Genomic DNA, 23,369 nt, shown 5'->3' with positions numbered 1-23,369 from the left:
CGCTACTCGTAGACCACCGCCGCGCGGCCCGCATCGGCCTGCGCCGTCCAGCTCGCGAGCGCGGCGTCGGTCGGGAAGAACTTCGCGCGCTCGCCCAGCTGCAGCTCGACCTGCGCGCCGCCGCGCGCCATCGACAGCCGCACCGCCAAGCCCTGCAGCAGCTCGCCGTGCTCGCTCTGTTCGGTGCGCGGCGGAAAGTCGCGCACCAGCCGCGCGATGTCCGGCGCCTTCCCGTTGACCGCGACGCGCAGGAACTTGCCGAAGCGGCAGCGCGCTGCGGCCAGGTCCCACACCTGCTGCACCTGGAAGCGCGCCTCGAAGCCGCCGCGGCCCGGCTGCAGGCGGCCGCTCACGATCACCAGTTCGTCGTCCTTCAGCACGTTGCGGTTGGCGTTGAAGAGCGCCTCGTCGGCGGTCGCGTCGATGGCGCCCGACTTGTCGTCCAGCTTGAAGATCGCCAGCCGGCCGCGCTGGCCGTTGATGACGCGGAAGTCGCTCACGATGCCGGCGATCACCTGTTGCTCGCGGCTGTCGATCAGGTCGTCGATCTCGCGCTTGCAGAAGCGCCGCACCTCGTGCGCCACTTCGTCGAACAGGTGGCCCGACAGGTAGAAGCCGATGGCCGTCTTCTCGTAGGTCAGGCGTTCCTTCACGCCCCAGGGCGTGGCGTCGATGAGCTCGGGCTCCTGCGTCGCAGAGCCGTGCTCGCAGTCGCCGAAGATATCGACCTGCGAGGCGTTGGCCTCGGTCGCGCTCGCGAATTCGAAGGCGCGGTCGACCGAGGCGATCAGCGAGGCCCGGTTCTGCTGCAGCGAATCGAAGGCACCTGCCTTGATCAGCGCCTCGACGGTGCGCTTGTTGATGCGCTGGCGGTCCACGCGCACGCAGAAGTCGAACAGGCTCTTGAAGGGGCCGCCCTCTTCCCGCGCCTTGACCACCGCCTCGACCGCCAATTGCCCCGTGCCCTTGACCGCGCCGAGCCCGTAGCGAATGACCTTGTCGGTGACCGGCTCGAAGCGGTAGTTGCCGCGGTTCACGTCCGGCGGCTCGAAGGTCATGCCGAAGTGCTTCTGCGCATCTTCGAACAACACCTTGAGCTTGTCGGTGTCGTCCATTTCCACCGTCATGTTGGCGCAGAAGAACTCGGCCGTGTAGTGGACCTTGAGCCAGCCGGTGTGATAGGCCAGGAGCGAATAGGCGGCCGCGTGCGACTTGTTGAAGCCGTAGCCCGCGAACTTCTCCATCAGGTCGAAGATCTCGTCAGCCTTCTGCTGGTCGATGCCGTTCACCGCCGCGCCCTTGCGGAAGATCTCGCGGTGCTCGGCCATCTCCTCGGCCTTCTTCTTGCCCATCGCGCGGCGCAGCAGGTCGGCGCCGCCGAGCGAGTAGCCGCCCAGGATCTGCGCGGTCTGCATCACCTGTTCCTGGTAGACCATGATCCCGTAGGTCTCCGAGAGCATCTCTTCGACCAGCGGATGCGGATACTCCACCGTCTCGCGGCCGTGCTTGCGTGCGACGAAGCTGGGGATCAGGTCCATCGGGCCCGGACGGTACAGCGCGTTGAGCGCGATCAGGTCTTCGAGCCGCGTCGGCCGCGCGTCCTTCAGCATGCCCTGCATGCCGCGCGATTCGAACTGGAACACGGCCTCGGTCTTGCCCTCGGCGAAGAGCCGGTAGGTCGGCGCGTCGTCGAGCCGGATGTTCTCGTAGGCGAAGTTCTCCTGACCCTTGTGGCGCTGGACGATGAACTCCTTCGCGATCTCGAGGATGGTGAGCGTGGCCAAGCCCAAGAAGTCGAACTTCACCAGGCCGATGGCTTCGACGTCGTCCTTGTCGTACTGGCTCACGGCCGAGTCGCTGCCCGGCTGCTGGTAGAGCGGGCAGAAGTCGGTGAGCTTGCCCGGCGCGATCAGCACGCCGCCCGCATGCATGCCGATGTTGCGCGTCATGCCTTCGAGCTTCTGCGCCAGCTCGACCAGCATGCGGACTTCTTCTTCCTTCTCGATGCGGGCCGCGAGCTGCGGCTCCATCTCGATCGCGTAGTTGTTCTTGTCGCCCTCGGGCTTGGGCGAAGGCGGGTACTGGATCGTGACCGGCTGCCCCGGCTTGTTCGGGATCAGCTTGCTGATGCCGTCGCAGAACATGTAGCTCATGTCGAGCACGCGGCCCACGTCGCGGATCGCGGCGCGTGCGGCCATGGTGCCGAAGGTCGCGATCTGGCTCACCGCGTCGCGGCCGTACTTGTCCTTCACGTAGTCGATCACGCGGTCGCGGTTGCCCTGGCAGAAGTCGATGTCGAAGTCGGGCATCGAGACGCGCTCGGGGTTCAGGAAGCGTTCGAACAGCAGCTTGTATTCGAGCGGATCGAGGTCGGTGATCTTCAGCGCATAGGCCACCAGCGAGCCCGCGCCCGAGCCCCGGCCGGGTCCGACCGGGCAACCGTTCTTCTTGGCCCAGTTGATGAAGTCGCCCACGATCAGGAAGTAGCCCGGGAAACCCATCTTCAGGATGGTGTTGATCTCGAACTCGAGGCGTTCGACGTAGCGCGGGCGCTCGGCATCGCGCTTGGCGGCGTCGGGGTAGAGGTGCGCGAGACGCCCCTCCAGACCTTCGAAGGAGGCGACGCGGAAGTACTCCTCGATCGGCATGCCGTTGGGCGTCGGGAAGTTCGGCAGCTGCGGCTTGCCGAGCACGAGCGTGAGGTTGCAGCGCTTGGCGATCTCGACCGTGTTGGCGATCGCGCTCGGCACGTCGGCGAAGAGCGCTTCCATCTCGGCGGCGGACTTGAAATACTGCTCCTGCGTGAACTTGCGCACGCGGCGCGGGTTGCCGAGGATCTCGCCTTCCGAGATGCAGACGCGCGCCTCGTGCGCTTCGAAGTCCTCGGCGGTGGCGAACTGCACCGGGTGCGTTGCCACCACCGGCAGCCCGAGCCTTGCGGCCAGCTGCACCGCGGCCAACACATGCGGCTCGTCCTCGGGGCGGCCGGCGCGCTGCAGTTCGATGTAGAAGCGATGCGGAAAAAGCCCCGCCAACTGCAGCGCGATCTCGGCCGCGCGCTCGGCCTGGCCCTGCAGCAGCGGCGCGCCGAGCGGGCCGGCCTGCGCGCCCGAGAGCGCGATCAACCCGCCCTGCAACTCCTCGATCCAGGCCAGCTTGCAGACCGCCTGGGCCTGGCCGCGGCCCACGTTCTGCGTCCAGGCGCGCGCCAGCAGTTCGGACAGGTGCAGATAGCCTTCCATGTTCTGCACCAGCAGCACGATGCGCGTGAGCGCGCCGATCTCCGCGCCCAGGCCTTCGAGGAACACCTCGGCGCCCAGCACCGGCTTGACACCCTTGCCGCGCGCTTCCTTGTAGAACTTGACCGCGCCGAAGAGGTTGTTGAGATCGGTGATCGCCAACGCCGGCTGCCGGTCGGCCGCGGCGGCCTTGACGACTTCGTCGATTCGGTTGGTGCCGTCGACGACGGAAAACTCGGTGTGCAGGCGCAGGTGAACGAACATGGTGCGCATTGTAGAAAGCAGCACCCCCACCATGTGGTTTGGCTCTCCCTACAATCGCGCTCCGTGCAAGAGATTTTGAATATCGCGGCCTACAAGTTCGTGGCCATCGACGACGGCGAGCTGCTGCGCGACGCGCTGCGCGCCACCACCCACGCGCTGGCGCTCAAGGGCACCATCCTGCTCGCGCCCGAGGGCATCAACCTGTTCATCGCGGGCGAGAAAGATGCCGCGCATGACTTCCTCCGGGGCCTGCGTGCCGACCCGCGTTTCGCCGATCTGGAAGCGAAGGAAAGCTGGTCCGAAGCCCAGCCCTTCCGCCGCATGCTGGTCAAGCTGAAGCGCGAGATCATCCGCATGGACCATCCGGCCATCCAGCCCGCCGCGGGCCGCGCGCCGGGCGTCGATGCGCCCACCCTCAAGCGCTGGCTCGACCAGGGGCACGACGACGCGGGCAAGCCGATCGCGCTGCTCGACACGCGCAACGCCTTCGAGGTCGACCACGGCAGCTTCGACGGCGCCATCGACTGGCGCATCGGCAAGTTCACCGATTTCCCGAAGGCGCTGAAGAAGTACCGCGAAGACCTGGCCGGCAAGACGGTGGTGAGCTTCTGCACCGGCGGCATCCGCTGCGAGAAGGCCGCGATCCTGATGCGCGAGGAAGGCGTGGCCGACGTGCTTCAGCTCGAAGGCGGCATCCTCAAGTACTTCGAGCAGGTCGGCGGCGCGCACTACCACGGCGAGTGCTTCGTGTTCGATGGCCGAGAGACTTTGGCGCCGGACCTGAGTGCGCGCGCGAGCGGCGCCAGCGCCCGGGCCGCCGAGGACCCGGACATCGCGATCAAGCGCTAGACCGGCGCCGTACCGGTATCGGCCGGCGTCTGCACCTGGAACGGATGTCCCGGCAGTGGAATGAATTCGGTCTCGCCGGGCACATGGCCCATGCGCTGCGCGGACCAGTCGGCGCCGGCTTCGAGGACGCGCTCGCGCCGGCTGGAGACGAAGTTCCAGGTAATGAAGCGCGGGCCGTCGAGCGGCTCGCCGCCGATGACCACGATGCGAACGGCATCGCGTGTCTCGAAGATGCCGCCCTCGCCCTCCGGCAGCATGGCCATCGTGTGCCGCGCCACGGGCTCGCCATCGAGCTGAATCTCGCCATCAACCGCGTAGACAGCCATCTCCTGCGCCAAGGCCGGCAGTTCGAAACGCGCGCCGGCCGGCAATGGCAGGTCGAGATAGAGCGTCTTGGAAAAGGTCTTCACCGGCGAACGCACGCCGAAGGCTTCACCCACCAGAACCCGCACGGCCACGCCCTGCACTTCGAGTGCCGGGATCTGCTCAGCCGCCGTGTGGGAAAAGCTGGGCTCGACTTCCTCATGGGCCTGCGGCAGCGCGGCCCAGAGCTGCAAACCATGGTTGACATAACTCGCATCGAGCAGATGCTCGGGCTTGCGCTCCGAGTGCACGATGCCGCGCCCCGCCGTCATCCAGTTGATCGCGCCGGGGCGGATCTCCTGCACCACGCCGAGGCTGTCGCGATGCGTCATCGCGCCCTCGAAAAGATAGGTCACGGTGGCCAGGCCGATATGCGGATGCGGCCGCACGTCGTGCTCGTTGCCCGGCTCCTCGATCGCCGGGCCGAAGTGATCGAAGAATACGAAGGGCCCGACCGATCGCCGCTTCGCCGCCGGCAGCAGCCGCCGGACCTTGAAGCCTCCGCCCAGGTCCTTTTCATGCGGTCGAAGCTGCAGCAGCGGTTCGGTCATCGTGGTTCTCCGTGGGGCGATCGAGATCTTGCCACTTCGGCCACGCGTTCGCCGAATGCATAGGCCGTCTCGAGGTCGCCCTTCGCCATCTCGGCCGGACTGGCATCGGTCGGCGAAGTGGTCAGCAGGCCGTTGTAGCCGCCGACGTAATTGATCGAATCGCGCTTCGCGGCACGGTCGTTGCTCGGCATGAGGCCGAGGCTGACCCACAGGCCGCCGTGCTGGCTGGCGAGGTGCCACAGGTAGGTCAGCGTCGCGTCCTTGTCGCCGTTCATGGCGGCGCTGTTGGTGAAGCCCGCGAAAAGCTTGTTGCGCCAACCCTGGACGTACCAGACCTTCGAGGAGGCATCGGCGAACTTCTTGAACTGCCAGCTCACGCTGCCCATGTAGGTGGGCGAACCCATGATGATCGCGTCCGCGGCCGCCAGCATCTCCCAGCCGCCGGCCGGGAGCTTGCCGTCGGCGTCGATCGCGAGCAGGTGGGCGCCTGCGCCATCGGCCACCGCCTGCGCAATGCGCTGCGTGTGGCCGTAACCCGAATGAAAAACAACGACGATGTTGGTCATGCGGGAAGTATGGCTGCTCAGCGCTTGTCGATGCTGAAGCGGCCGGCGCCGAAGGCTGCGATGGCCAACAGGCCGCCTGCGATCGCGATGTTCTTGAAGAACATCAGCTGATTCACATAGGCCTTGTCGGCGGGCATGCCCCAGTAGTTGTGGAAGAGCACCGCGGTGGCGACGGTGAACACGGCCAGCACGATGGACACGATGCGCGTCTTGTAGCCGACCAGGAGCAGCAGGCCGAGGCCGAGCTCCACGATGATCGCGATCGCCGCGCCGAGCTGCGGCAGCGGCAGGCCGACCGCGCTGATGTAGCCGACGACGCCGGCGAAGCCGCCGATCTTGCCGAAACCGGCAGGTATGAAGAGCGCCGCGATCAGGATGCGCCCGATGAGCGCGAGCGTGTCTTGCGAAGCGCTCGCGCCGGCGGGGGCGGCGTAGCCGGATGCGGTGGTGGTGGATGCCATTGGAAAGTACTCCTGGGTTGATGAAAAAATAACGCAGCTTCAGGCCGCGAGGTCGAACACCAGCACTTCGGCATTCTTGCCGGCGCCGAGCGTGAGGTGCGATTCGTCCTTGATCAGGGCCGCATCGCCAGTAGCCAGTTTCGTGCCGTTGACCTCGAGCTCCCCGCGCACCAGGTGCACGTAGCTCTTGCGCTTCGGGTCGAGCGCGAGGCTGGCTTGCTCGTTGCCGTCGAGCAGGCCGGCATACATGCGCGCATCGGCATGCACCAGCACCGAGCCCTCGGCCCCGTCGGGCGAAGCCACCAGGCGCAGCTGTCCGCGCTTCTCGGCATCCGAGAAACTCTTCTGCTCGTAGCCGGGCGCGATGCCGCGCACGTTGGGCTCGATCCAGATCTGCAGGAAGTGCGTGGTCTCGTCGGCCTTGTGGTTGAACTCGCTGTGCATCACGCCGCGGCCGGCGCTCATGCGCTGCACGTCGCCCGGCGGGATCGATTCGACGTTGCCCATGCTGTCCTTGTGCGCGAGCTCGCCCGACAGAACGTAGCTGATGATTTCCATGTCCTTGTGGCCGTGGGTGCCGAAGCCGGCGCCCGCGGCGACGCGGTCTTCGTTGATCACGCGCAGATTGCCATAACCCATGTGGGCCGGATCGTAGTAGCCGGCAAAGGAGAAGCTGTGGAACGAGCGCAGCCAGCCGTGATCGGCATAACCGCGTTCCTGGGACTTGCGAACTTGAAGCATCTTTGAACTCCTGCCCCGCCAGATGGCTTGGGGCCTTCGAATGCCGCGCCGCATGCGCAGCGGATGCCCAGAACTTTAGGTCGCGGCCCCGCCCTCGAAAGCGCCGGCTTTTGATGGCATCATTCAATTTTTTTGAACGATCTATGCCCAGCGCCCGTGATGTCCTGACGCCCGATGCGCTCGCGATGCTGCAGACGGTGGTGAGCACCGGCAGCTTTGCCGCGGCCGCGCGCACGCTGGACCTCGTGCCCAGCGCCCTCAGCTACCGCGTGCGCCAGATCGAGGACGCCCTCGACGTGCTGCTGTTCGACCGCAGCGCGCGCCAGGCACGGCTGACCGAAGCCGGCACCGAATTGCTGCGTGAGGCCTCGTGGCTGCTCGGCGAAATCGACGCGGTGGCCAACCGCGTCAAGCGCGTCGCGACCGGCTGGGAGCCGATGCTCACGATCGCGGTCGACAGCGTGATCGCGCGCGATCCGATGCTGGACCTGGCCACCGCCTTCTTCGCGCTCGACCCGCCGACCCGGCTCAAGCTGCGCGACGAAACGCTGCTGGGCACCATCGAGGCACTGTCCAGCGGCGAGGCCGATCTCGCCGTCGGCGCCGTGCTCGATGCCTCGAGCCTCGCCTTCGGCGCCACCGGCATCCGCAGCCGGCCGCTGGGCCAGTTGCATTTCGTTTATGCGGTGGCACCGCACCATCCGCTGGCGCGGATCGACGCCCCCCTCTCCGACAACGTGCTGCGCCAGCACCGCGCCGTGGCCGCGGCCGACTCCTCGCGCGCCGGCCCGAGCATGACGGTCAATCTCGTCGGCGGCCAGGATGTGCTCACCGTGCCCACCATGCAGGCCAAGCTGGCCGCGCAGCTCCACGGCCTGGGCGGCGGCTTCCTGCCCGAGCCGATGGCGCGGCCCTACATCGAGGCCGGCCACCTGGTCGAGCGCAAGACCGAACGCGTGGCGCCGATCGGCACCATGCATTGCGCATGGCGCGAGCGCACCGCCGGCAAGCCGGGACGCGCGCTCAAATGGTGGCTCGAACAGTTCGAGCACGAAGGGACGCGCCGGGCGCTCCTTGAAAGGCATCGCGGCCGGTGAGTGTGTCGAGGCGGTTAGAGTCTCCCTTGATCGCCAACAGAAAACGAGACCGCTCAACATGACCACCTCCCGTCCTCCCGCCGATCGCCACCGATCCACCTCCCCGCGCCACTACGCCGTCGTCGGCGCCGGCATGGCGGGCATCGCCTGTGCCCGCACCCTCGCGCAGGCCGGCCACCGCGTCAGCGTGTTCGAACGCGAAGCCGCCGCCGGCGGCCGGATGGCGAGCGAATCCACGCCCTTCGGCAAGTTCGACAGCGGCGCGCAGTACTTCACCGTGCGCGACCCGCGCTTTGCGCGCGTGCTCCAAACCGTGCCGCAAATCTGCAAGCCCTGGAGTGCCAACCTCGTGCGCGTACTCGACCCGCACGGCCGCGTCGCCGAGGCCGCCCTGCCCGCGCGCGAGCCGCACTGGGTTGCCCAGCCCGGCATGGATGCCCTGGTTGCGCATTGGGCCGCGCCGCTGGGCGATGCGCTCGTGACGCGCACCCAGGTCACGACCATCGAGCGCGACGCGCTCGACGGAAAGCGCTGGCAACTGCGCACCGCGGGCGCCGACGATTCGCAACACGTGTACTCCGGTTTCGACGGCGTGCTGCTGGCGGTCCCGCCGGCTCGCACGCGCGCCCTGCTCGACAACGGCAAGCTCTCCTCCGGCATCAGCGAGAAGATCGAAGCAGTGCGCATCGCGCCCTGCTGGACGCTGATGATCGCCTTCCCTCAGGCCAACCAGGCGAACCTCTCCCATCTCGGCCCGCAATGGAACGCCGCGCGCAGCACCCACCACCGCGTGGCCTGGCTGGCGCGCGAATCCTCCAAGCCCGGCCGTGATCGCATCGAGCGCTGGACCCTGCAAGCCAGCGCGGCCTGGTCGCACGAACACCTGCGCGACGACGCCTCGCGCGTCCAGGCCAAGCTGTTGCGCGCCTTCGCCGAGATCACCGGCATCCGCGCCGAACCTTCGCACGCGCAGGCGCGCTGCTGGCCCGAAGCCCAGACCCAGGTACCGGTCGGCAAGCCGCACCTGTGGGACGCCAAGGCGCGCATCGGCGTGGCCGGCGACTGGTGCACCGGGCACCGGGTCGAAGATGCGTTTCTTTCGGGTCTGACGTTGGCGCTCAAAGTGGCGTGATTTTTACCGGTCGATTTGCGCCCTCGCCCACGGGACCGCTGCACGCGGGCTCGTTGGTCGCCGCGCTCGCGAGCTGGCTCGATGTGCGCGCCCGCGGCCCGCAGGCACGCTGGCTGGTGCGCATCGAGGATGCCGACACCGAGCGCTGCCTGCCCGGGCTGGGCGAATACATCCTCTCGCAGCTCGCAGCCTGCGGGCTCGTGCCCGACGCGACGCCCGTGTGGCAGACGCAGCGCACCGCGCTCTACGCGCACGCACTCGATCACCTGAAAGCCCTGGGCCTCAGCTACCCCTGCGGCTGCTCGCGCAAGGACATCGACGAGGCGCTGGCCTTTCGCGGCGTGCCGCACGCCCGGCACGGCGAACGCGTCTATCCCGGCACCTGTCGCGACGGACTGCACGGCAAGCCGGCGCGCGCCTGGCGCTTCGCCACGGTGCAGTTCGAAGCCGCCCGCGCATCGAAGGCCGTGTACTGGGTCGATCGCCGCAAGGGCCAGCAATGCCAGGACGTGGCGCACGAGGTCGGCGACTTCGTGCTCAGGCGCGCCGACGGGCCCTGGGCCTACCAGCTCGCGGTGGTGGTCGACGATGCCGACCAGGGCGTGACGGACGTGGTGCGCGGCGAAGACCTGGCCGACAACACGGCGCGCCAGATCCTGCTGCAGCGTGCGCTCGGCCTGCCGACGCCGAGCTACCTGCATACGCCGCTGGTGCTCGGCGCCGACGGCGAGAAGCTCTCGAAGCAGAACGGCGCCGCGCCGCTCGACACCGGCACGCCAGCCGCGGCGCTCGCTGCGCTCGACGCCGCGGCGCGCGTGCTCGGGCTGGCGGCCACCACGGCTGCAACGCCCGCAGAGGCACTGGTTGACTGGGTGGCCGGCTGGCGGGCTCTCTACAATCCCTCCCCCTGATGACCCTGCCTGCCACCGACCCCGCGCGCGATCCCGCCGCACCCGCTTCCGACGAAGAAACTCCGCCGCATCCCCTGCATCGCCGCCTGAAGAGCTTCGTCAAGCGCGCCGGTCGAACCACCGAGGGCCAGGCACGCGCCTTCGCCGAACTGGGCCCGCTGTTCCTCCTGCCCTATCGCCCCGAGCCGCTGGACATTGCCGCCGCCTTCGGCCGCGTTGCGCCGACCGTGCTCGAGATCGGCTTCGGCATGGGCGAGGCCACCGCGCACATCGCGGCGCTCCAGCCCGAGAAGAATTTCCTGTGCTGCGAGGTGCACGAACCCGGCGTCGGGGCGCTGCTCAAGCGCATCGGCGAACAGCAACTCTCCAACATCCGCATCTGCGCCCACGATGCGGTCGATGTCATCGACCACATGCTGATGCCCGGCATGCTGGCCGGCGTGCATGTCTTCTTTCCGGACCCCTGGCACAAGACGCGGCACAACAAGCGCCGGCTGATCCAGCCGCCTTTCGTGCGCAAGCTGGCCGACCGGCTCGCGCCCGGCGGCTACCTGCATTGCGCGACCGACTGGCAGCCCTATGCCGAGCAGATGCTCGAGGTGCTGTCGCAGGAGCCGCTGTTGCGCAACACGGCAGCGGGCTATGCGCCCAAGCCGGACTACCGCCCGCTCACCAAGTTCGAGAATCGCGGCCTCAAGCTGGGCCACGGCGTGTGGGACGTGGTGTTCGAGCGCATCTAGCGCTCAGTGGGCGACGCCGTACACGTCGTCGGTCTGCAACTCGCCTTGCGCGGCCAGCACGTGCTTCTGCGCAGCCATGATGAGCGCCGCACGATAGGCCGAGCGGCTGGCGATCTTGGTGTGCGCGATCAGCGTCTGCCACTCGCGCTCCAGCGTCTGCGGCGAGCGGTCGACCGAGCGGTTCATCAGCGCCTGGCTCACGTCGATCAACGCGGCCGCCGAGCCGAGGCAGATGTTGATGGCCGACTGCGCGGCACTGGTGCGAAAACGGCCGTCTTCCGACGGCTTGTTCGAGTGCAGGACGTCCAACGGCATATTGGCGGTGGGGCCGAAGTACGGCGCTCCCTGCATGTCGCTGTCGGCACGGGCCAGCACCTGTTCGATGGTGGCGAGGGCGCTTTCCAGCAAGGCGATATCGGATGGCTTTTTCTTCATGTCAATTGCCGGGGACAAGAGCCCGGGATCAGCGGGGATGTTGCCATCGGAGCGCGCTTTCGCCGTGTGCAAAAAGCACGTTTCAAAAACAAAAGTTAACACCTCATCCGAGCACTCCGACGCTACACGGCCACCAACTGGACATCGAACACCCGCTCGAACAGCCAGAGCGCCGCGATGGCGACGGCCAGCACAGAGCCGCTTCGCAGGACCACAGGGCGATAGCCGCGCCAGCCGCGCAAGGCCACCAGCACGAGAAGCGCTGCGCTCACGATCACCAGCTGTCCGGCCTCCACGCCCAGGTTGAACTGAAGCAGCGCGGTGATGAAGCCGCGGGCCGGCAGCTCGAGTTCGCCGAGCACGCCCGCAAAGCCGAAACCGTGGATCAGGCCGAACAGGAAGCTGAAGAGCTTGCGCCGGCCCCGCAGCAGCGGATGGAGATTGTCGAGCGCCGCCACCATGATGGTGAGCGCGATGGCCGGCTCGATGATGCGCGGCGAGATCGTCAGCAGTTCGAGGCCCGCCAGCGCGAGGGTGACGGAGTGCGCGACGGTGAACATGGTGACCATGCCGACCATCGGCCACAGGGCCTCGCGCCAGTTTGCGACCGGCACCCACCCGTCCGCCCCGCGCCGCAGCACGGCGGGCAGCAGCAGGCAGATCAGGAAGAGCACGTGGTCGTAGCCGATCAGGATGTGGTGCACGCCATCGTGAAAGAAGCTCGTGCCCGATGCCGACCCGGTCGGGCCCTCCGGCCAGGCCACGGCCACCGGCCCGCCTGCCGGATCCAGCGAGCGCGCCGTCGGCGCCGCGTCGCCTTGCGCTCCGATGCGCAACAGCCCGCGGTGCGTGGGGTCCACTTCCTTGAAAAGCCGGTAGTCGAGTTCCATGGCGGGGCCGGTGTCGCAGCGTGCCTGCAACTGCAGCACAAGGTAGGCCCCGTCGATGCGGCTTTCGACGGCAGGCGGCTGTGCGTGCGCGAGCCTGCAGCGCCCCTGCTGGATGCGCAGGCGCGCCAACGCGTAGGCGCCGATGTCGTCCATGCGCGCGCGAACCTCGCCCCAGCTCAGCTGCCGGTCGCCATTGCGATCCAGGTCGAGCGCCGCATCGAGGTCGCGCAGCGCGATGTCCCAGCGGAGGTCCAGCGTGTCGCCGCTGCGCTGCAGCTGCAGGTAGGCATCGCTCGCCTTGTGGGCCCGCGCGGCCGGTGAGGCGGCTGCCAGCGCGATGAACAGCAGCACCGCACCAAGGCGCTCAAAGAATCGCATCGATGCGCGCATCTCGCAGCCCCGTCTGTTGCAGCAGCGCTTTCACTTCGCCGCATGCGGCCTCGTCGCGCGCCGCAACGGCCGCGCGCGCGAACAGCAGCAGGTCGATCGGTTCGCGCTGCAGCTGGACGTTGACGCGCGCGAGCGCGAGGGCGCGTCGCGCATCGCCCTGCACATCGAGTGCGAACAGCGCCTGTTCCCGCGCATGCACCGACGTCGCATGGGGCCGCAGCGCGGCGGCCGCAAAGCGCGCCTGCAGCTCCTGCACTTCCCGCTGCGCGCTGTCGCGCCGTCCGGCCACGGCCAGCCGCAGCAGCACGGCATCGTTGCGCGGCTCCTTGCCGAGCAGAGGCGCAATCTCGGCCGCTCGCCCGTGCCGCTGGAGAAAGTCGCTGTAGGCCAGCAGCAGGTAGCCCGAGCGTTCGGCATCGAGCGCCTGCCGGTACGCGAGTTCGGCCGCCGCCGGGCGGCCCGCACGTTCCTCGATCTCGGCCACGCTGGTCAGCAGCCATTGGCGCGTGCCGGCCTGGCGCGGGTGCGCCAGCGCCGGGTCGGCCAAGAGCCCCTGCAGCGCGCTGCGGGCCGCCGCATGCTCGCCGCGCAGGCCTGCGTTCTCGGCCAGGCAGGCGATGGCGTACAGCGCCGGCCCGACACGGCCCAATGCGCGGCAGGCCGCATCCGATTCGCTATAGCGCCCGCGCACGCGCAGGATGGTGGCGAGCGTGATCCAGGCCTGCGCATGGGTCGGCTGCCGGCTCAACGCCATCTTCAGCGTGGCTTCAGCGCCGTCGAAGTCGTGCAGGAACTGCGCCACGGTCGCATGCATGACCAGCACCGCCGGCGGCGTTGCGCCGGCCGAGACCGGTTCCCAGGCCTGCAGCGCAGCCATCGCATAGCCCGCGTAGCGCGCATCGCCCTGCGCGCGGGCCAGGTCCAGATAGGCCTGCGCCGCCGCGATGGCCACGCCTTCGTCGCGCGGACTTTGGGCAAGCTCGCGCCGGAGCCTGCGCTCGTCGCGCGACCAGCCTGCGATGGAAGGCAGGGTCTCGACGATGGCCTCGTCGCTCGCCGGCACGCGAGGGGCCGCGCCTGCGGCCCCGGCGAGCACGACGAAGGCCGGAACCAGCCATCGCATGAGCGCCCGCACCCGCATGACCGCTCCAGACATCACTGCGTGGAAAGCGGGTCTTTGGTGTCCGAAGTCGGCGGCGGATCGAAAGCCGCGACATCGGCCGGCTCGGCGGTGTCGAGCGCCATGTCGATCAGTCCTTTCACGTAGGCGATGAAGGCGTCGTACGGATCGGTCATCACGGGCGGTGGGTTCGAAGGCGGCGGTGCGGTGCCGATGGGGAAGCCCCCAGATCCGCCCCCTCCTCCGCCGCCGCACCCGGCCAGGACGACCGCTGCCAGCAAGGATGCACTCCACAGATGGGTCTTGCGGTTCATGCCGTTCTCCTCACTGCGCACCGGGCAGCGGCGTGTTCAGGTACGGAAAGGCGTCGAGGAACTGGGCAGGACTCACGGCCGCCCCGTCGGTCAGCGCCGCGCCGCCGGCCGGAGCGTCGGCAGGCATGCAACCAACCTTGAGCGTGTCGCTCGCGCCGGTCGCGACGCAGAGCACGCCCATCGCCACGCGCAGCTCGGCATCGACGATGTCGTCACCCGGCCGGCGGCCGTTCGGGAAGCCCGCGGTATCGCCGGCCAGGACGCCGAGGTTCATCTGGCTGGCCTTCGGTGTCGGCGCGATGCCTGTGTTGAGCCGCAACATTTCCGAGGGCTTCACGTTGGCCGGCTTGTTGACGCCATCCACGCCCGTGAGAAAGGCCGCGACCAGGTCGCTGCGCGGAAAGTTGGTCGGCGCGGGGGCCGAAGGGAACAGCGTCTGGATCAGGGCCGGCAGGGTCGGGTTGGTCACGTAGTCGGCGAACTGCGCGTCGTCCCTGGGCTTGGAGCTGTTGAACTTGTCCTTGTCCTTCAGGCCGATCACCAGTTCGTTGACCAGCGGCATCCCCAGACGCGAGACCTGCGCCCAGGCGCCGCCGTTCAGCGCGGTGGTGCCGTGGCCGCTCTTGGGCGGGCTCGCGATCAGGCGGCCCTGGCGCACGCTGGCGCTGGTCCAGCCGCCGACGATGGGGTCGGCGCCCGTCACGCAGGCGATCGGCACTTCCAGCGCCATCGTGGTGATGTTCCTGCCGGCCAGTGAGTCGGGATTGGCGTTCGGCGCACCCAGCGGATTGAGGTTGATCAGGTCGAACACCTGGCCCAGCGCGACGGCGAAGGGATCCTTGCGCTGGCCCACGAATACGCGCCCGGGCGTAGCGCAGCCCGGGATGTTGACCGCATAGAGATGCTGGTTGGCGTAGGCGGCATAGCCGGTCGGGCCGCCGAAGGTCTTGTCGCCGATGTTGTCGGTGGGCTTGTCGAACTCCGTGCCGCCTCCGGCCATCGTGACCGCCTCCGCACGCCCCTTGCGGCGGTCGCCGTACACCACGCTCAGGGTGTAGGTCTCGCGCAGGTTGCTGGTCGCGCCATTGGGCGCCGAGATGCCGCCCGACTGCACCAGCGGAATCGACACCTGCTTGCCGGAGATCGGCAGTTGGATGTCGCGCAGCGTGTTCTTGAACTTGAACTGGAAAGTGACGTTCTCGACCGCGTCGCCGTCGGTGTCCAGGTGGATCTCGTACAGCGCGTTCGGATCCATCGTGAAGTAGTTCGGCCCGCCGTACGGACCCTGGTCGGGCTGGTAGTTGGCGATCAGCGTCAGGTAGTTCTGCCGGCCCGGCTCGTAGCTGCGGAACATGTAGAAGTCGGTCGCGTCGAGCTTGGGCATGCCGGCGATGGAAGGCGCTTCGCGGTGGCTGGACGCGAAGGCGCCGCCGGCCGCTGCCGCGCACAAGGCGAGGACGCAGGCTCTGCGGGAATGTGTTGGGAATTTCATCGGCGTCACCTCAAGAAGTGGAACGGTTTTCGAAACAGCGCACGGAGCGCCTTCGAAGTACGCGGCAATCGTTCACGTGGATACGGCGCAGAGCGCGCAATACAGCGTTGCGTATCCGGCAAGCGCGCCGCCGACGCGGCGCCCATCAGCAAACCGGCCCAACGTGACTTACTACCTTCGTATAAGGCACCAAAATTGCTACATTTTTCCGATTGATGTAGCGAAAGGTTTCCGATGGATCTGTCACGCAGGCTTTGGCTGGGCAAGGTGGGGGCCACGATGCTGCTGGGCGGCGGCCTCGGTGCGAGCCGGATCGGCCAGGCGCAGACCACGCGCGCCGCCGCGCCGGCAGCGGCCTCGGCGCGCACGGTGATCCTCGGGCAATCGGTTCCGCTGACCGGCGCCGCCAGCGAGATCGGGCTGGCCTTTGCCGCCGGCTGCCGCCTCTACGCGACCCACTTCAACGAAACGCAGGCCGCCAGCGGCATCCACCTGAAACTGCAGCAGCTCGACGACGGCTACGACGCCGCGCGCGCTGCCGCCAATGCGCGCACCCTGCTCACCACCGACAAGGCCGACATGCTGTTCGGCTTCGTCGGCACCGCCAGCAGCGAAGCCGGTGCCGCCGCGGCCGCGCAGCAGGGCACGCTGCTCTTCGCACCCTTCGCCGCCTCGGACAGCCTGCGCGGCGCCGCGCATCCGAACGTGTTCCACGTGCGTCCCAGCATGGCCGACGAAGCCTTCAAGATCGTGCGCCAATGTGCCACCGTGGGGCAGACGCGCATCGCGCTGGTCGGCGACGACGACGCCATGGGCCGCGCCGGTCTCGCCGCCGTGCAGCAGGCCATGACCGATCAGAAGCTTGGGTCCCTGGCGGCGAGCGCGCTGGTGCCCGCCGCCGGCGACAAGCTCGATGCGGCACTCGCCGCGGTGCAGAAGCAGAACCCGCAGGCCATCGTGCTGGTGTCGCTTTCGAGCACCACCGCCAATGTGATCCGCAAGCTGCGCAAGAGCGGCTATTCCGGCGCCTTCATGGCCTTCTCGATCGTCGGCATCGATCCGCTCTACGCGGCGCTGGGCAAGGACATCGGCGGCATCGTGATCTCGCAGGTCGTGCCCTCGCCGCGGCCCTCGGCCATCCCGATCGTCAAGGAATACCTCGCCGCCATAGACACCTCCGACCAGACGGCCTCCTACGAAGGCATGGAAGGCTTCATCGCCGCCAAGGCCGCGGGCGAAGCCGTTCGCCGCGCCGGCCGCGGCTTCACGCCCGCGAGCCTGCAGCGCGTGATGGCCGGCATGACGGACTACGACGTCGGCGGCTTTCGCATCAACCTGCGCCCCGGCCTGCGCGATCCGCAGCGCAGCATCGACCTGATCAGCATAACGGCCGACGGGCGCGTATTGCGCTAAGCAGTGCCGCCCAGGCGCTGCAGCGCATCGAGCGACAACAGCTCGATGCGGCCGTAGCCGAGCGCGATCACGCGCTCTTCCGCCAGCGCGTTGAGCTCCTTCGAGAGCGTCTGCCGCGTCACGCCCAGCATCATCGCCAAGGCCTCCTGCGGCAGGCGCACGCGCTTGCGCAGATGCACCGACTGGGTCGCGCCGCCGCGCGCCAGCACCAGCAGCCGGCGTGCGACGCGGGCGCGCAGGTCGCGCAAGGTGGCGTCCTCCATCAATCCATAGAGTCCCCGCACCCGCGCCGCGAGCAGTGCCGCGATCGCATGGGAGAAGGCCCTGCCCTGCATCTGCTGCGCGAAGGCTTCAGGCGGCACCACCAGCAGGTCGAGCGCGCTCAGCGCGGTGGCATCGTGGGTGCGCGGCGAACCGTCGATCAGGCTGATCTCGCCGAACCAGTTGCCGGGCTCGAGCACGGCCAGGATGGCTTCGCGCCCATCGTGCCGCAAGGTCGAGATCTTGATCGTTCCGGCCGCCAGCCCGTAGAAGCCGCTGCCCGCCGCCCGCACCGGATCGCCCTGGCGGAACAGCATCGCGCCGCGCCGCAGGTGGACCAGGTCGGCAGCGCCCAGCAAGGCCTCGCGCTGCACGCGCGGCATCGAGGCGAACCACGGGTTGGCGTCCATGGCGCTGCGGTGCGCTGCAGACAGGCGCAGTCGGGGAGGCTGAGGCATGCAGGGTCGGGGGTTTACCAGGGCCCTGGATTGTCAAATTCTTGACAGTTGATGGTCAAGCGCAGGTCTACAGTGGGCCGCACCCCACGGAGACACGATGACCGCAAGAGCGAACTTCACCCGAATGCAGGACAGCACGCGGGAAGACTGGCAACTGATCGGCGGCGAGTTCATGCAGTTCGCGAGCGGCTTGCCCGAGCGCGTGATCAAGCACCTGCAGATCCTCGAAGGCGACTACGGCGGCTTCCCGATCGACCGCTACACCCACTCGCTGCAGACCGCCACGCGCGCCTTGCGCGACGGACGCGACGAAGAGTACGTGGTGTGCGCACTCCTGCACGATATCGGCGACACGCTGGGCTCCCTCAACCATCCCGACATCGCGGCCGCGATCCTGAAGCCATTCGTGCGCGAGGAGAACCACTGGATGGTGCAGAACCACGGCATCTTCCAGGGCCACTACTTCTTCCACCACATCGGGCTCGACCGCAACCTGCGCGACAACTTCAGGAACCATCCGAACTACGAACGCACGGCCGAGTTCTGCGAGCTCTACGACAACCCGGCCTTCGACCCGAAGGCCGAGACGCTGCCGATCGCCGAGTTCGAACCGATGCTGAAGCGCGTGATGGCGCAGCCGCGTCAAAGCATCTACAAGGCTGCGTTGAAGCCTGCAGAGGCCGTCTGAAATTTCACCCCAAGGACACCCACATGAACGCCACCACCCAACCCGAAATCCAGAAGCTCGTCTCCGCCGAAGAATGGCAGCTGCGCGTCGACCTCGCGGCCTGCTACCGGCTGGTCGCGCTCTACGGCTGGAGCGACCTGGTCTTCACGCACATCAGCGCGCGCGTGCCCGGGCCCGAACACCACTTCCTGATCAACCCCTACGGCCTGATGTTCGACGAGATCACGGCGTCGAGCCTGATCAAGGTCGACCAGGACTGCAACAAGATCATCGACTCGCCCTACCCGGTGAACCCGGCCGGCTTCGTGATCCACAGCGCGGTGCATGCGGCGCGCGAAGACATCCAGTGCGTGCTGCACACCCACACGCGCGCCGGCATCGCGGTGAGCGCGCAGAAGAACGGCGTGCTGCCGATCAGCCAGCAGTCGACCTTCGTGCTCGCCTCGCTGGCCTACCACGACTACGAGGGCGTGGCCTTCCGCGACGACGAGAAGCCGCGCCTGCAGGCCGACATGGGTGACGCCAACTTCCTGATGCTGCGCAACCACGGCCTGCTCACCGTGGGCAAGACCATCGCCGATGCTTTTCTCTCGATGTACGTCTTCGAGACCACCTGCCAGATCCAGATCGCCGCGCAGTCCGGCGGCAGTGAACTCACGCAGGTGAATCCGAAGATCGTCGAGGGCGTGGGCCAGGCGATGAAGGTGCAGACCGGCGGTCTCGGAGGCGCCTTCGTCTGGCCCTCGCTGATCCGCAAGCTCGACCGCATCGATCCCGGCTACAAAAACTAGGTGGCCCCGTACAAACCCTGATCGCCGTGACGGCGGATCGACAGCTTCGCTTTCTACGATTTCTCCAGGGCATCCCCACGCTGGATGCCCACAGCGCAGTTCGCGCACACCAGGAGACATCGACATGCAGATCACGGGTATGTTGCACGGCGCGCGGCTGCTGCAATTCGCAGGCTTCCCCGCCACCGAGGTGCTGGGCCCCGCGGCCAGCGAAGAAGAGATCAAGGCACTGATCGACAAGTACGGGCTCATCTTCGTCAAGCCGGTCTTCAAGGGCGGCATCGGCAAGAAGGGCAAGGCCGGCCTGCTGGGCCGCGCCACCGATCTGAAGACCGCACTGGCCGAGAAGGAGCGCCTCTACTTCGCCGAGCACACGGTCGGCCACGTGAAGGCCAAGGCCAACGGCGTGACCTTCGAGGCCGGCGTGCCGGCCAAGCACGAGGTCTACTTCTCGATCAGCGATTCCACGCGTTTCCGCGCGCCGACCATGACGCTCACGCACATGGGCGGCATGGACATCGAGGAGCTCGAGAAGAGCCAGGTCGCGATGGTGCCCTTCGATCCGCTGACCGGCCTCAAGGCCTTCGTGGTGGCCAATGCGCTGACCGAGATCGGCGCACCGAAGGAGATCATCTCGCCGCTGGTGCAGCAGTTGCCCAAGCTGTGGGAGCTGTTCCACGACTTCGGCATGACCACGCTGGAGCTCAACCCGATCCGCATGCGCGAGGACAAGAAGGGCCGGCTCACGCCGGTGGCCTGCGACTTCAAGTGCGGCTTCGACCGCGACGATCCGCGCTGGCTGCGCCTGGGCCTGCCGCCGCACCTGTTCGCGGCCGACTATTCCGACTTCGAGCAGGAGATCAACACGCTGCGCACCCACCAGGGCCAGAGCGATGTCTACGTGATCAACGAGCGCGGCACGGTGCTCGCGCCCACCTTCGGCGGCGGCGCCAACTCGCTGGTGACCGAAATGCTGGGCGACGACGCGATCATCAGCTCCGACTTCGGTGGCAACCCGCCCTACGAGAAGATGAAGGAGGTGGCGCGCATCTGCTTCAAGCACTGGCTCAGGCAGGCCAACGTGCTCTTCATCATCGGCGGCAAGAGCAACAACACCGACATCTTCGAGACCCTGCGCGCCATGGCCGATGCGCTGCGCGAGCACTTCAGCCAGCACGGGCCGACGCCGCTCTACGTGGTGCTGGGCCGCGGCGGGCCGAACCTGGTGCGCGGCATGGGCGCCTTGCGCGACACCTGCGATGCGCTGGGCCTGCCCTATCGCCTCTTCGGCTTCGACTCCGACATGAGCGAGGTGATCCAGTTCGCGAAGAAGGTCAACAACTGGATGAAGGACGGCGGACGCGAACAGATCGCGGCCCGACTCGGCATCCAGGCCCCCTCAACCGCCAACGCCGACTGACGCAGGAGAGATCACCATGCAAGCCAACTGGCAGAAAAAAGGCGTCGGCGACTTCAAGTACCACGTCGGCATCAGCTCGCTCACGCAGGTGGCGTCGCGCGACGACCGCGTCTGCGTGCTCAACATCCTGGGCGGTGAATCGAGCGAGGTGACGCCGGTGAGCCATGTGTACTCCGGCGGCAACGTGGTGTGCGGCACGGCGCCGGGCAAGGGCGGTGCGGTGCTCGAGACGAGCATCGGCAACATCCCGGTCTACAACAACGTGCGCGACGCGCTGGCCGCGGGACACCGCTTCAACTGCGGCGTGGTCTATCTGCCGCCCTCGGCCGCGCGCGACGGCGTGGCCGAGCTGATCCGCGTCAACCCCGACCTGCGCAAGATCTTCATCATCACCGAGAAGATCGCCGTGCACGACGCGCGCGAGATCCGCGCCATGGGGCAGCAGAACGGCATCGACATCTTTGGCGCCAACGGGCTCGGCGTGGCCGACTCGTGGAACCAGGTGCGCATCGGCGGCGCATTGGGCGGCGACAAGCCCGGCGACTCGCTCAGGCCGGGCTCGATCGCGATCTTCTCCAACTCGGGCGGCTTCTCGACCACCATCGCGCAGTACCTGCGCATGGCGGGCTGGGGCACCACCACCGTCATCTCCTCGGGCAAGGACGTCTACATCCACTACGCGGCGCCCGAGTTCGCATTCGCGCTGGCCAACGATGCGCGCAGCAAGGCCGCGGTGCTCTACTGCGAACCCGGCGGCTACTACGAGTTCGATGCCCAGTTCACCAAGCCAGTGGTGGCCTGCGTGGTGGGCCGCTGGAAGAGCAAGCTCACGCGCGCGGTCGGCCATGCCGGCGCGATGGCCGGCGGCTCGGACGACGCGCTGGCCAAGGAACGCTGGTTCATGGACAAGTTCGGCGTCGACGCGATCTTCACGCCCGACAACCCGGTGTTCTCTGCCAAGGGCGCGCTGGTGACCAACATCGCCCACATCCCGGCCGCGCTCACGGCCGTGATGCGCGCCAATGCGACCATGCCCGACTTCGCGGCCGAAGGAAACCTGGCGCTCAAGCCCTGGTTCGGTTCCGACGAAGGGCTGGATCTGCCCGATGAACTGCGTCCGCTGGTGGTGGAAGCGGTCGCGCCCTACAACGAACAGGTGGCGCTGCTCAACACGCAGATCGGCGGCGTGGTGCCGCGCCAGGCCATGAAGGATGCATCCGGCGCCTCGCAGATGGACGCGAAGACGCAGGTCAGCAGCCTGCACGGCACCAGCATGCTCGATGCGGCCACGCTGCCGCTGGAGTCGAACGTCGCGCTGGCGCTGGTGCACGACGCCGGCGGCGAGAACGACCGCAAGCTGATCGCACCCGCGATCGCGGCCTTCGTCAACCTGCATGGCCGGCCCGAGCTGGCGGCAGCCGAAGCCAGCCGCGAGGCCGGCAACGCACCCAACGCGGTGCTGGCCGCCGCGGCCGCCATCGTCGGGCCGAAGCGGCAGCAAGCGGCGCGCGCTGCGCTCAAGTTCATGCTCGAGCGCTTCCATGCCGCCGGGCTGGGCACCGAGTTCGGCGCCTCGCTGAGCGAGAGCTTCGACGTCGGCACGGTCGATGCCTCGGACCCGCCCGAGCTCACGACCGAGACACCCGATGCCCGCGCCCAGGCCCTGATCGCCGGCGTCCGGGCACGCGGCGCGCGTTCGGTGTTCCTGCGCTGGCTGCAGAACCAACCGGGCCATCCGACCGAAGCCGCGGTGCTGGCCGCGATCTCGGCCACGCTGGCCTGGGGCCCGCTCTCGCGCAAGCGCATCTCGCGTCTGACCGCCGAAAACTTCCCCTGGTGGCTGCAACTGTTTGGCACGCTGATCGGCGCTTCGGCCGAGGCCTCGAAGCACGAGGCCGGGCGCTTCTGCGGCATCGCGCAGGAGCAGATGCTGGGAAGCCTCAGCCTGGGCGAGATCGCCTTCGCGGCGCTCCTGGGCCACACGCCGGGCGAGAAGGATCTGTTCGCCTTCCAGACGCTGGTCGGCCTGCTCCTGACCAACGGCCCGGGCGCGATCTCGGCGCAGGGCGCCAAGGGCGCGGTCTCGGCCGACGGACCCGAGCAGCCCGAGCGCGTGCAGCTCAACAAGGCGCTGATCGGCTTTCTCACGCACACCGGCTATGCGCACGGCGGCAACGGCTATGAGGGCATCGCCTACCTCAACGAGCAGTTCAAGGCGAGCGGCCTGAAGGATCCGAGCGCCAGCGACCACGGCATCGACCTGAAGGCGCTGGCCGCGCGCGCGGTGGAGCAGTACGCGCAATACAAAAGCCAGAAGAAGACCGTGGGCAGCCTCGACATCGCCAAGCTGCCCGGCGTGAACCATCCGGTGTTCAAGGACAAGCCGGTCAACTTCGATCCGCGCGAAGTGTTCATCGCCAAGCTGCAGGAAGCGCGCGGCGACTGCAACGTGTTCCACGATTTCTACCGGGCGCTGGTGCAGCAGCTGTTCGACGCCGGCGTCTCGCGCAACGTCTACTGCGTGAACGTCGACGCGGTGATCGCGGCCCTGCTGCTCAAGATGCTGTGGCAGCCGCTGCAGTCAGGCGAGATCGGCGAACGCGAGCTCGAGACCGCAGCCTTCACCATCTTCCTCTACCCGCGCATGCTCGGCTGCGCGGCCGAGATCGACGACCACCTGAACCGCGGACGCAACATGGACACGCGCACCGCCGCCTCGCTCTGCAAGTTCGTCGCCTGAGCCAGGGCCTGTTCAGGCTCTGGTCAGCATGCCGCAAGCACGA

Annotated in this window: 21 protein-coding genes; 10 read left to right on the top strand and 11 right to left on the bottom strand. The window is 67.9% G+C overall.

Features of this window, described 5'->3' with window-relative positions; all coding sequences use genetic code 11:
* Positions 1–2 precede the first annotated feature (2 nt).
* Positions 3–3,503 (bottom strand): DNA polymerase III subunit alpha, encoded by a 3,501-nt coding sequence (gene dnaE / locus ACSQ9A_RS11680; RefSeq protein ID WP_436303770.1) that lies wholly within the window; start codon positions 3,501–3,503, stop codon positions 3–5.
* Between the two features lie 63 nt (positions 3,504–3,566).
* On the opposite strand from dnaE, the gene ACSQ9A_RS11675 reads away from it, so the two are divergent.
* Entirely contained in the window at positions 3,567–4,352 is a 786-nt protein-coding gene (locus ACSQ9A_RS11675) for a sulfurtransferase (RefSeq protein ID WP_436303769.1), read from the top strand.
* Here ACSQ9A_RS11675 and ACSQ9A_RS11670 read toward each other — a convergent pair.
* Genes ACSQ9A_RS11670 through ACSQ9A_RS11655 form a run of 4 tightly spaced genes read right to left on the bottom strand, consistent with a single transcriptional unit; the run spans position 4,349 to position 7,034 of the window.
* Positions 4,349–5,266, bottom strand: a complete 918-nt coding sequence (locus tag ACSQ9A_RS11670; RefSeq protein WP_436303768.1) for a pirin family protein — start codon at positions 5,264–5,266, stop codon at positions 4,349–4,351. The two genes, ACSQ9A_RS11675 and ACSQ9A_RS11670, sit on opposite strands and share 4 nt — an antisense overlap.
* Positions 5,263–5,832 carry a flavodoxin family protein gene (locus ACSQ9A_RS11665; RefSeq protein WP_436292479.1) on the bottom strand — a complete coding sequence of 190 codons (570 nt, stop codon included), beginning with the start codon at positions 5,830–5,832 and terminating at the stop codon, positions 5,263–5,265. The genes ACSQ9A_RS11670 and ACSQ9A_RS11665 overlap by 4 nt, the downstream gene beginning before the upstream one ends.
* Positions 5,833–5,849: 17 nt before the next feature.
* Positions 5,850–6,293, bottom strand: a complete 444-nt coding sequence (locus ACSQ9A_RS11660) for a DoxX family protein (RefSeq protein ID WP_093109115.1) — start codon at positions 6,291–6,293, stop codon at positions 5,850–5,852.
* A 39-nt stretch (positions 6,294–6,332) separates the two neighbouring features.
* Positions 6,333–7,034 carry a pirin family protein gene (locus tag ACSQ9A_RS11655; protein ID WP_436303767.1) on the bottom strand — a complete coding sequence of 234 codons (702 nt, stop codon included), beginning with the start codon at positions 7,032–7,034 and terminating at the stop codon, positions 6,333–6,335.
* Between the two features lie 143 nt (positions 7,035–7,177).
* Here ACSQ9A_RS11655 and ACSQ9A_RS11650 point away from each other — a divergent pair, with 143 nt between their 5' ends.
* Genes ACSQ9A_RS11650 through trmB form a run of 4 tightly spaced genes read left to right on the top strand, consistent with a single transcriptional unit; the run spans position 7,178 to position 10,914 of the window.
* On the top strand, positions 7,178–8,131 hold the full coding sequence (locus ACSQ9A_RS11650) for a LysR family transcriptional regulator (protein WP_093109113.1): 954 nt from the start codon (positions 7,178–7,180) through the stop codon (positions 8,129–8,131).
* Positions 8,132–8,189: 58 nt separating this feature from the next.
* Positions 8,190–9,263 (top strand): NAD(P)/FAD-dependent oxidoreductase, encoded by a 1,074-nt coding sequence (locus tag ACSQ9A_RS11645; RefSeq protein WP_139191722.1) that lies wholly within the window; start codon positions 8,190–8,192, stop codon positions 9,261–9,263.
* The gene (gluQRS, locus tag ACSQ9A_RS11640; protein ID WP_436303766.1) at positions 9,260–10,174 is read left to right on the top strand and encodes a tRNA glutamyl-Q(34) synthetase GluQRS; all 915 of its coding nucleotides are present in this window, start codon (positions 9,260–9,262) and stop codon (positions 10,172–10,174) included. Before ACSQ9A_RS11645 ends, gluQRS begins: the two co-directional genes overlap by 4 nt.
* The gene (gene trmB, locus ACSQ9A_RS11635; RefSeq protein WP_436292477.1) at positions 10,174–10,914 is read left to right on the top strand and encodes a tRNA (guanosine(46)-N7)-methyltransferase TrmB; all 741 of its coding nucleotides are present in this window, start codon (positions 10,174–10,176) and stop codon (positions 10,912–10,914) included. The genes gluQRS and trmB overlap by 1 nt, the downstream gene beginning before the upstream one ends.
* Before the next feature lie 3 nt (positions 10,915–10,917).
* Here the strand turns inward: trmB and ACSQ9A_RS11630 are convergent, their stop codons facing one another.
* From ACSQ9A_RS11630 to ACSQ9A_RS11610, 5 genes are all read right to left on the bottom strand, one after another.
* A complete protein-coding gene (locus ACSQ9A_RS11630) occupies positions 10,918–11,349 on the bottom strand; it encodes a hypothetical protein (RefSeq protein WP_093109110.1) in 432 nt (143 codons plus the stop codon).
* Between the two features lie 122 nt (positions 11,350–11,471).
* Positions 11,472–12,617 (bottom strand): HupE/UreJ family protein, encoded by a 1,146-nt coding sequence (locus ACSQ9A_RS11625; RefSeq protein ID WP_436303765.1) that lies wholly within the window; start codon positions 12,615–12,617, stop codon positions 11,472–11,474.
* Positions 12,604–13,785, bottom strand: coding sequence for a hypothetical protein (locus ACSQ9A_RS11620; protein WP_436303764.1), 1,182 nt, complete (start codon positions 13,783–13,785; stop codon positions 12,604–12,606). The genes ACSQ9A_RS11625 and ACSQ9A_RS11620 overlap by 14 nt, the downstream gene beginning before the upstream one ends.
* Positions 13,785–14,063 carry a hypothetical protein gene (locus tag ACSQ9A_RS11615; protein WP_093109107.1) on the bottom strand — a complete coding sequence of 93 codons (279 nt, stop codon included), beginning with the start codon at positions 14,061–14,063 and terminating at the stop codon, positions 13,785–13,787. Before ACSQ9A_RS11615 ends, ACSQ9A_RS11620 begins: the two co-directional genes overlap by 1 nt.
* Before the next feature lie 10 nt (positions 14,064–14,073).
* Positions 14,074–15,555 (bottom strand): DUF4331 domain-containing protein, encoded by a 1,482-nt coding sequence (locus ACSQ9A_RS11610; RefSeq protein WP_436303763.1) that lies wholly within the window; start codon positions 15,553–15,555, stop codon positions 14,074–14,076.
* A 234-nt stretch (positions 15,556–15,789) separates the two neighbouring features.
* Between ACSQ9A_RS11610 and ACSQ9A_RS11605 the strand changes: the two genes are divergently transcribed.
* The gene (locus tag ACSQ9A_RS11605; RefSeq protein WP_093109105.1) at positions 15,790–16,968 is read left to right on the top strand and encodes an ABC transporter substrate-binding protein; all 1,179 of its coding nucleotides are present in this window, start codon (positions 15,790–15,792) and stop codon (positions 16,966–16,968) included.
* Here ACSQ9A_RS11605 and ACSQ9A_RS11600 read toward each other — a convergent pair.
* The gene (locus tag ACSQ9A_RS11600) at positions 16,965–17,687 is read right to left on the bottom strand and encodes a Crp/Fnr family transcriptional regulator (protein WP_436303762.1); all 723 of its coding nucleotides are present in this window, start codon (positions 17,685–17,687) and stop codon (positions 16,965–16,967) included. The two genes, ACSQ9A_RS11605 and ACSQ9A_RS11600, sit on opposite strands and share 4 nt — an antisense overlap.
* Before the next feature lie 97 nt (positions 17,688–17,784).
* Here ACSQ9A_RS11600 and ACSQ9A_RS11595 point away from each other — a divergent pair, with 97 nt between their 5' ends.
* The 4 genes from ACSQ9A_RS11595 (at position 17,785) to ACSQ9A_RS11580 (ending at position 23,326) form a co-directional block, all read left to right on the top strand.
* Positions 17,785–18,375, top strand: a complete 591-nt coding sequence (locus ACSQ9A_RS11595; RefSeq protein ID WP_436303761.1) for an HD domain-containing protein — start codon at positions 17,785–17,787, stop codon at positions 18,373–18,375.
* Positions 18,376–18,398: 23 nt separating this feature from the next.
* Positions 18,399–19,166 carry a class II aldolase/adducin family protein gene (locus ACSQ9A_RS11590; RefSeq protein WP_093109102.1) on the top strand — a complete coding sequence of 256 codons (768 nt, stop codon included), beginning with the start codon at positions 18,399–18,401 and terminating at the stop codon, positions 19,164–19,166.
* Positions 19,167–19,290: 124 nt separating this feature from the next.
* A complete protein-coding gene (locus tag ACSQ9A_RS11585) occupies positions 19,291–20,586 on the top strand; it encodes an ATP citrate lyase citrate-binding domain-containing protein (protein ID WP_436303760.1) in 1,296 nt (431 codons plus the stop codon).
* A 16-nt stretch (positions 20,587–20,602) separates the two neighbouring features.
* Positions 20,603–23,326: a CoA-binding protein gene (locus ACSQ9A_RS11580; RefSeq protein ID WP_436303759.1), complete on the top strand. Its 2,724-nt coding sequence runs from the start codon at positions 20,603–20,605 to the stop codon at positions 23,324–23,326.
* Positions 23,327–23,369: the final 43 nt, after the last annotated feature.

The organism is Variovorax sp. LjRoot290, assembly GCF_964253985.1.
In the GTDB taxonomy this organism is placed as follows: Bacteria; Pseudomonadota; Gammaproteobacteria; order Burkholderiales; family Burkholderiaceae_C; genus Variovorax.
The sequence above is the reverse complement of the archived record's forward strand: the minus strand, read 5'-3'. Positions and strand labels throughout refer to the sequence as shown.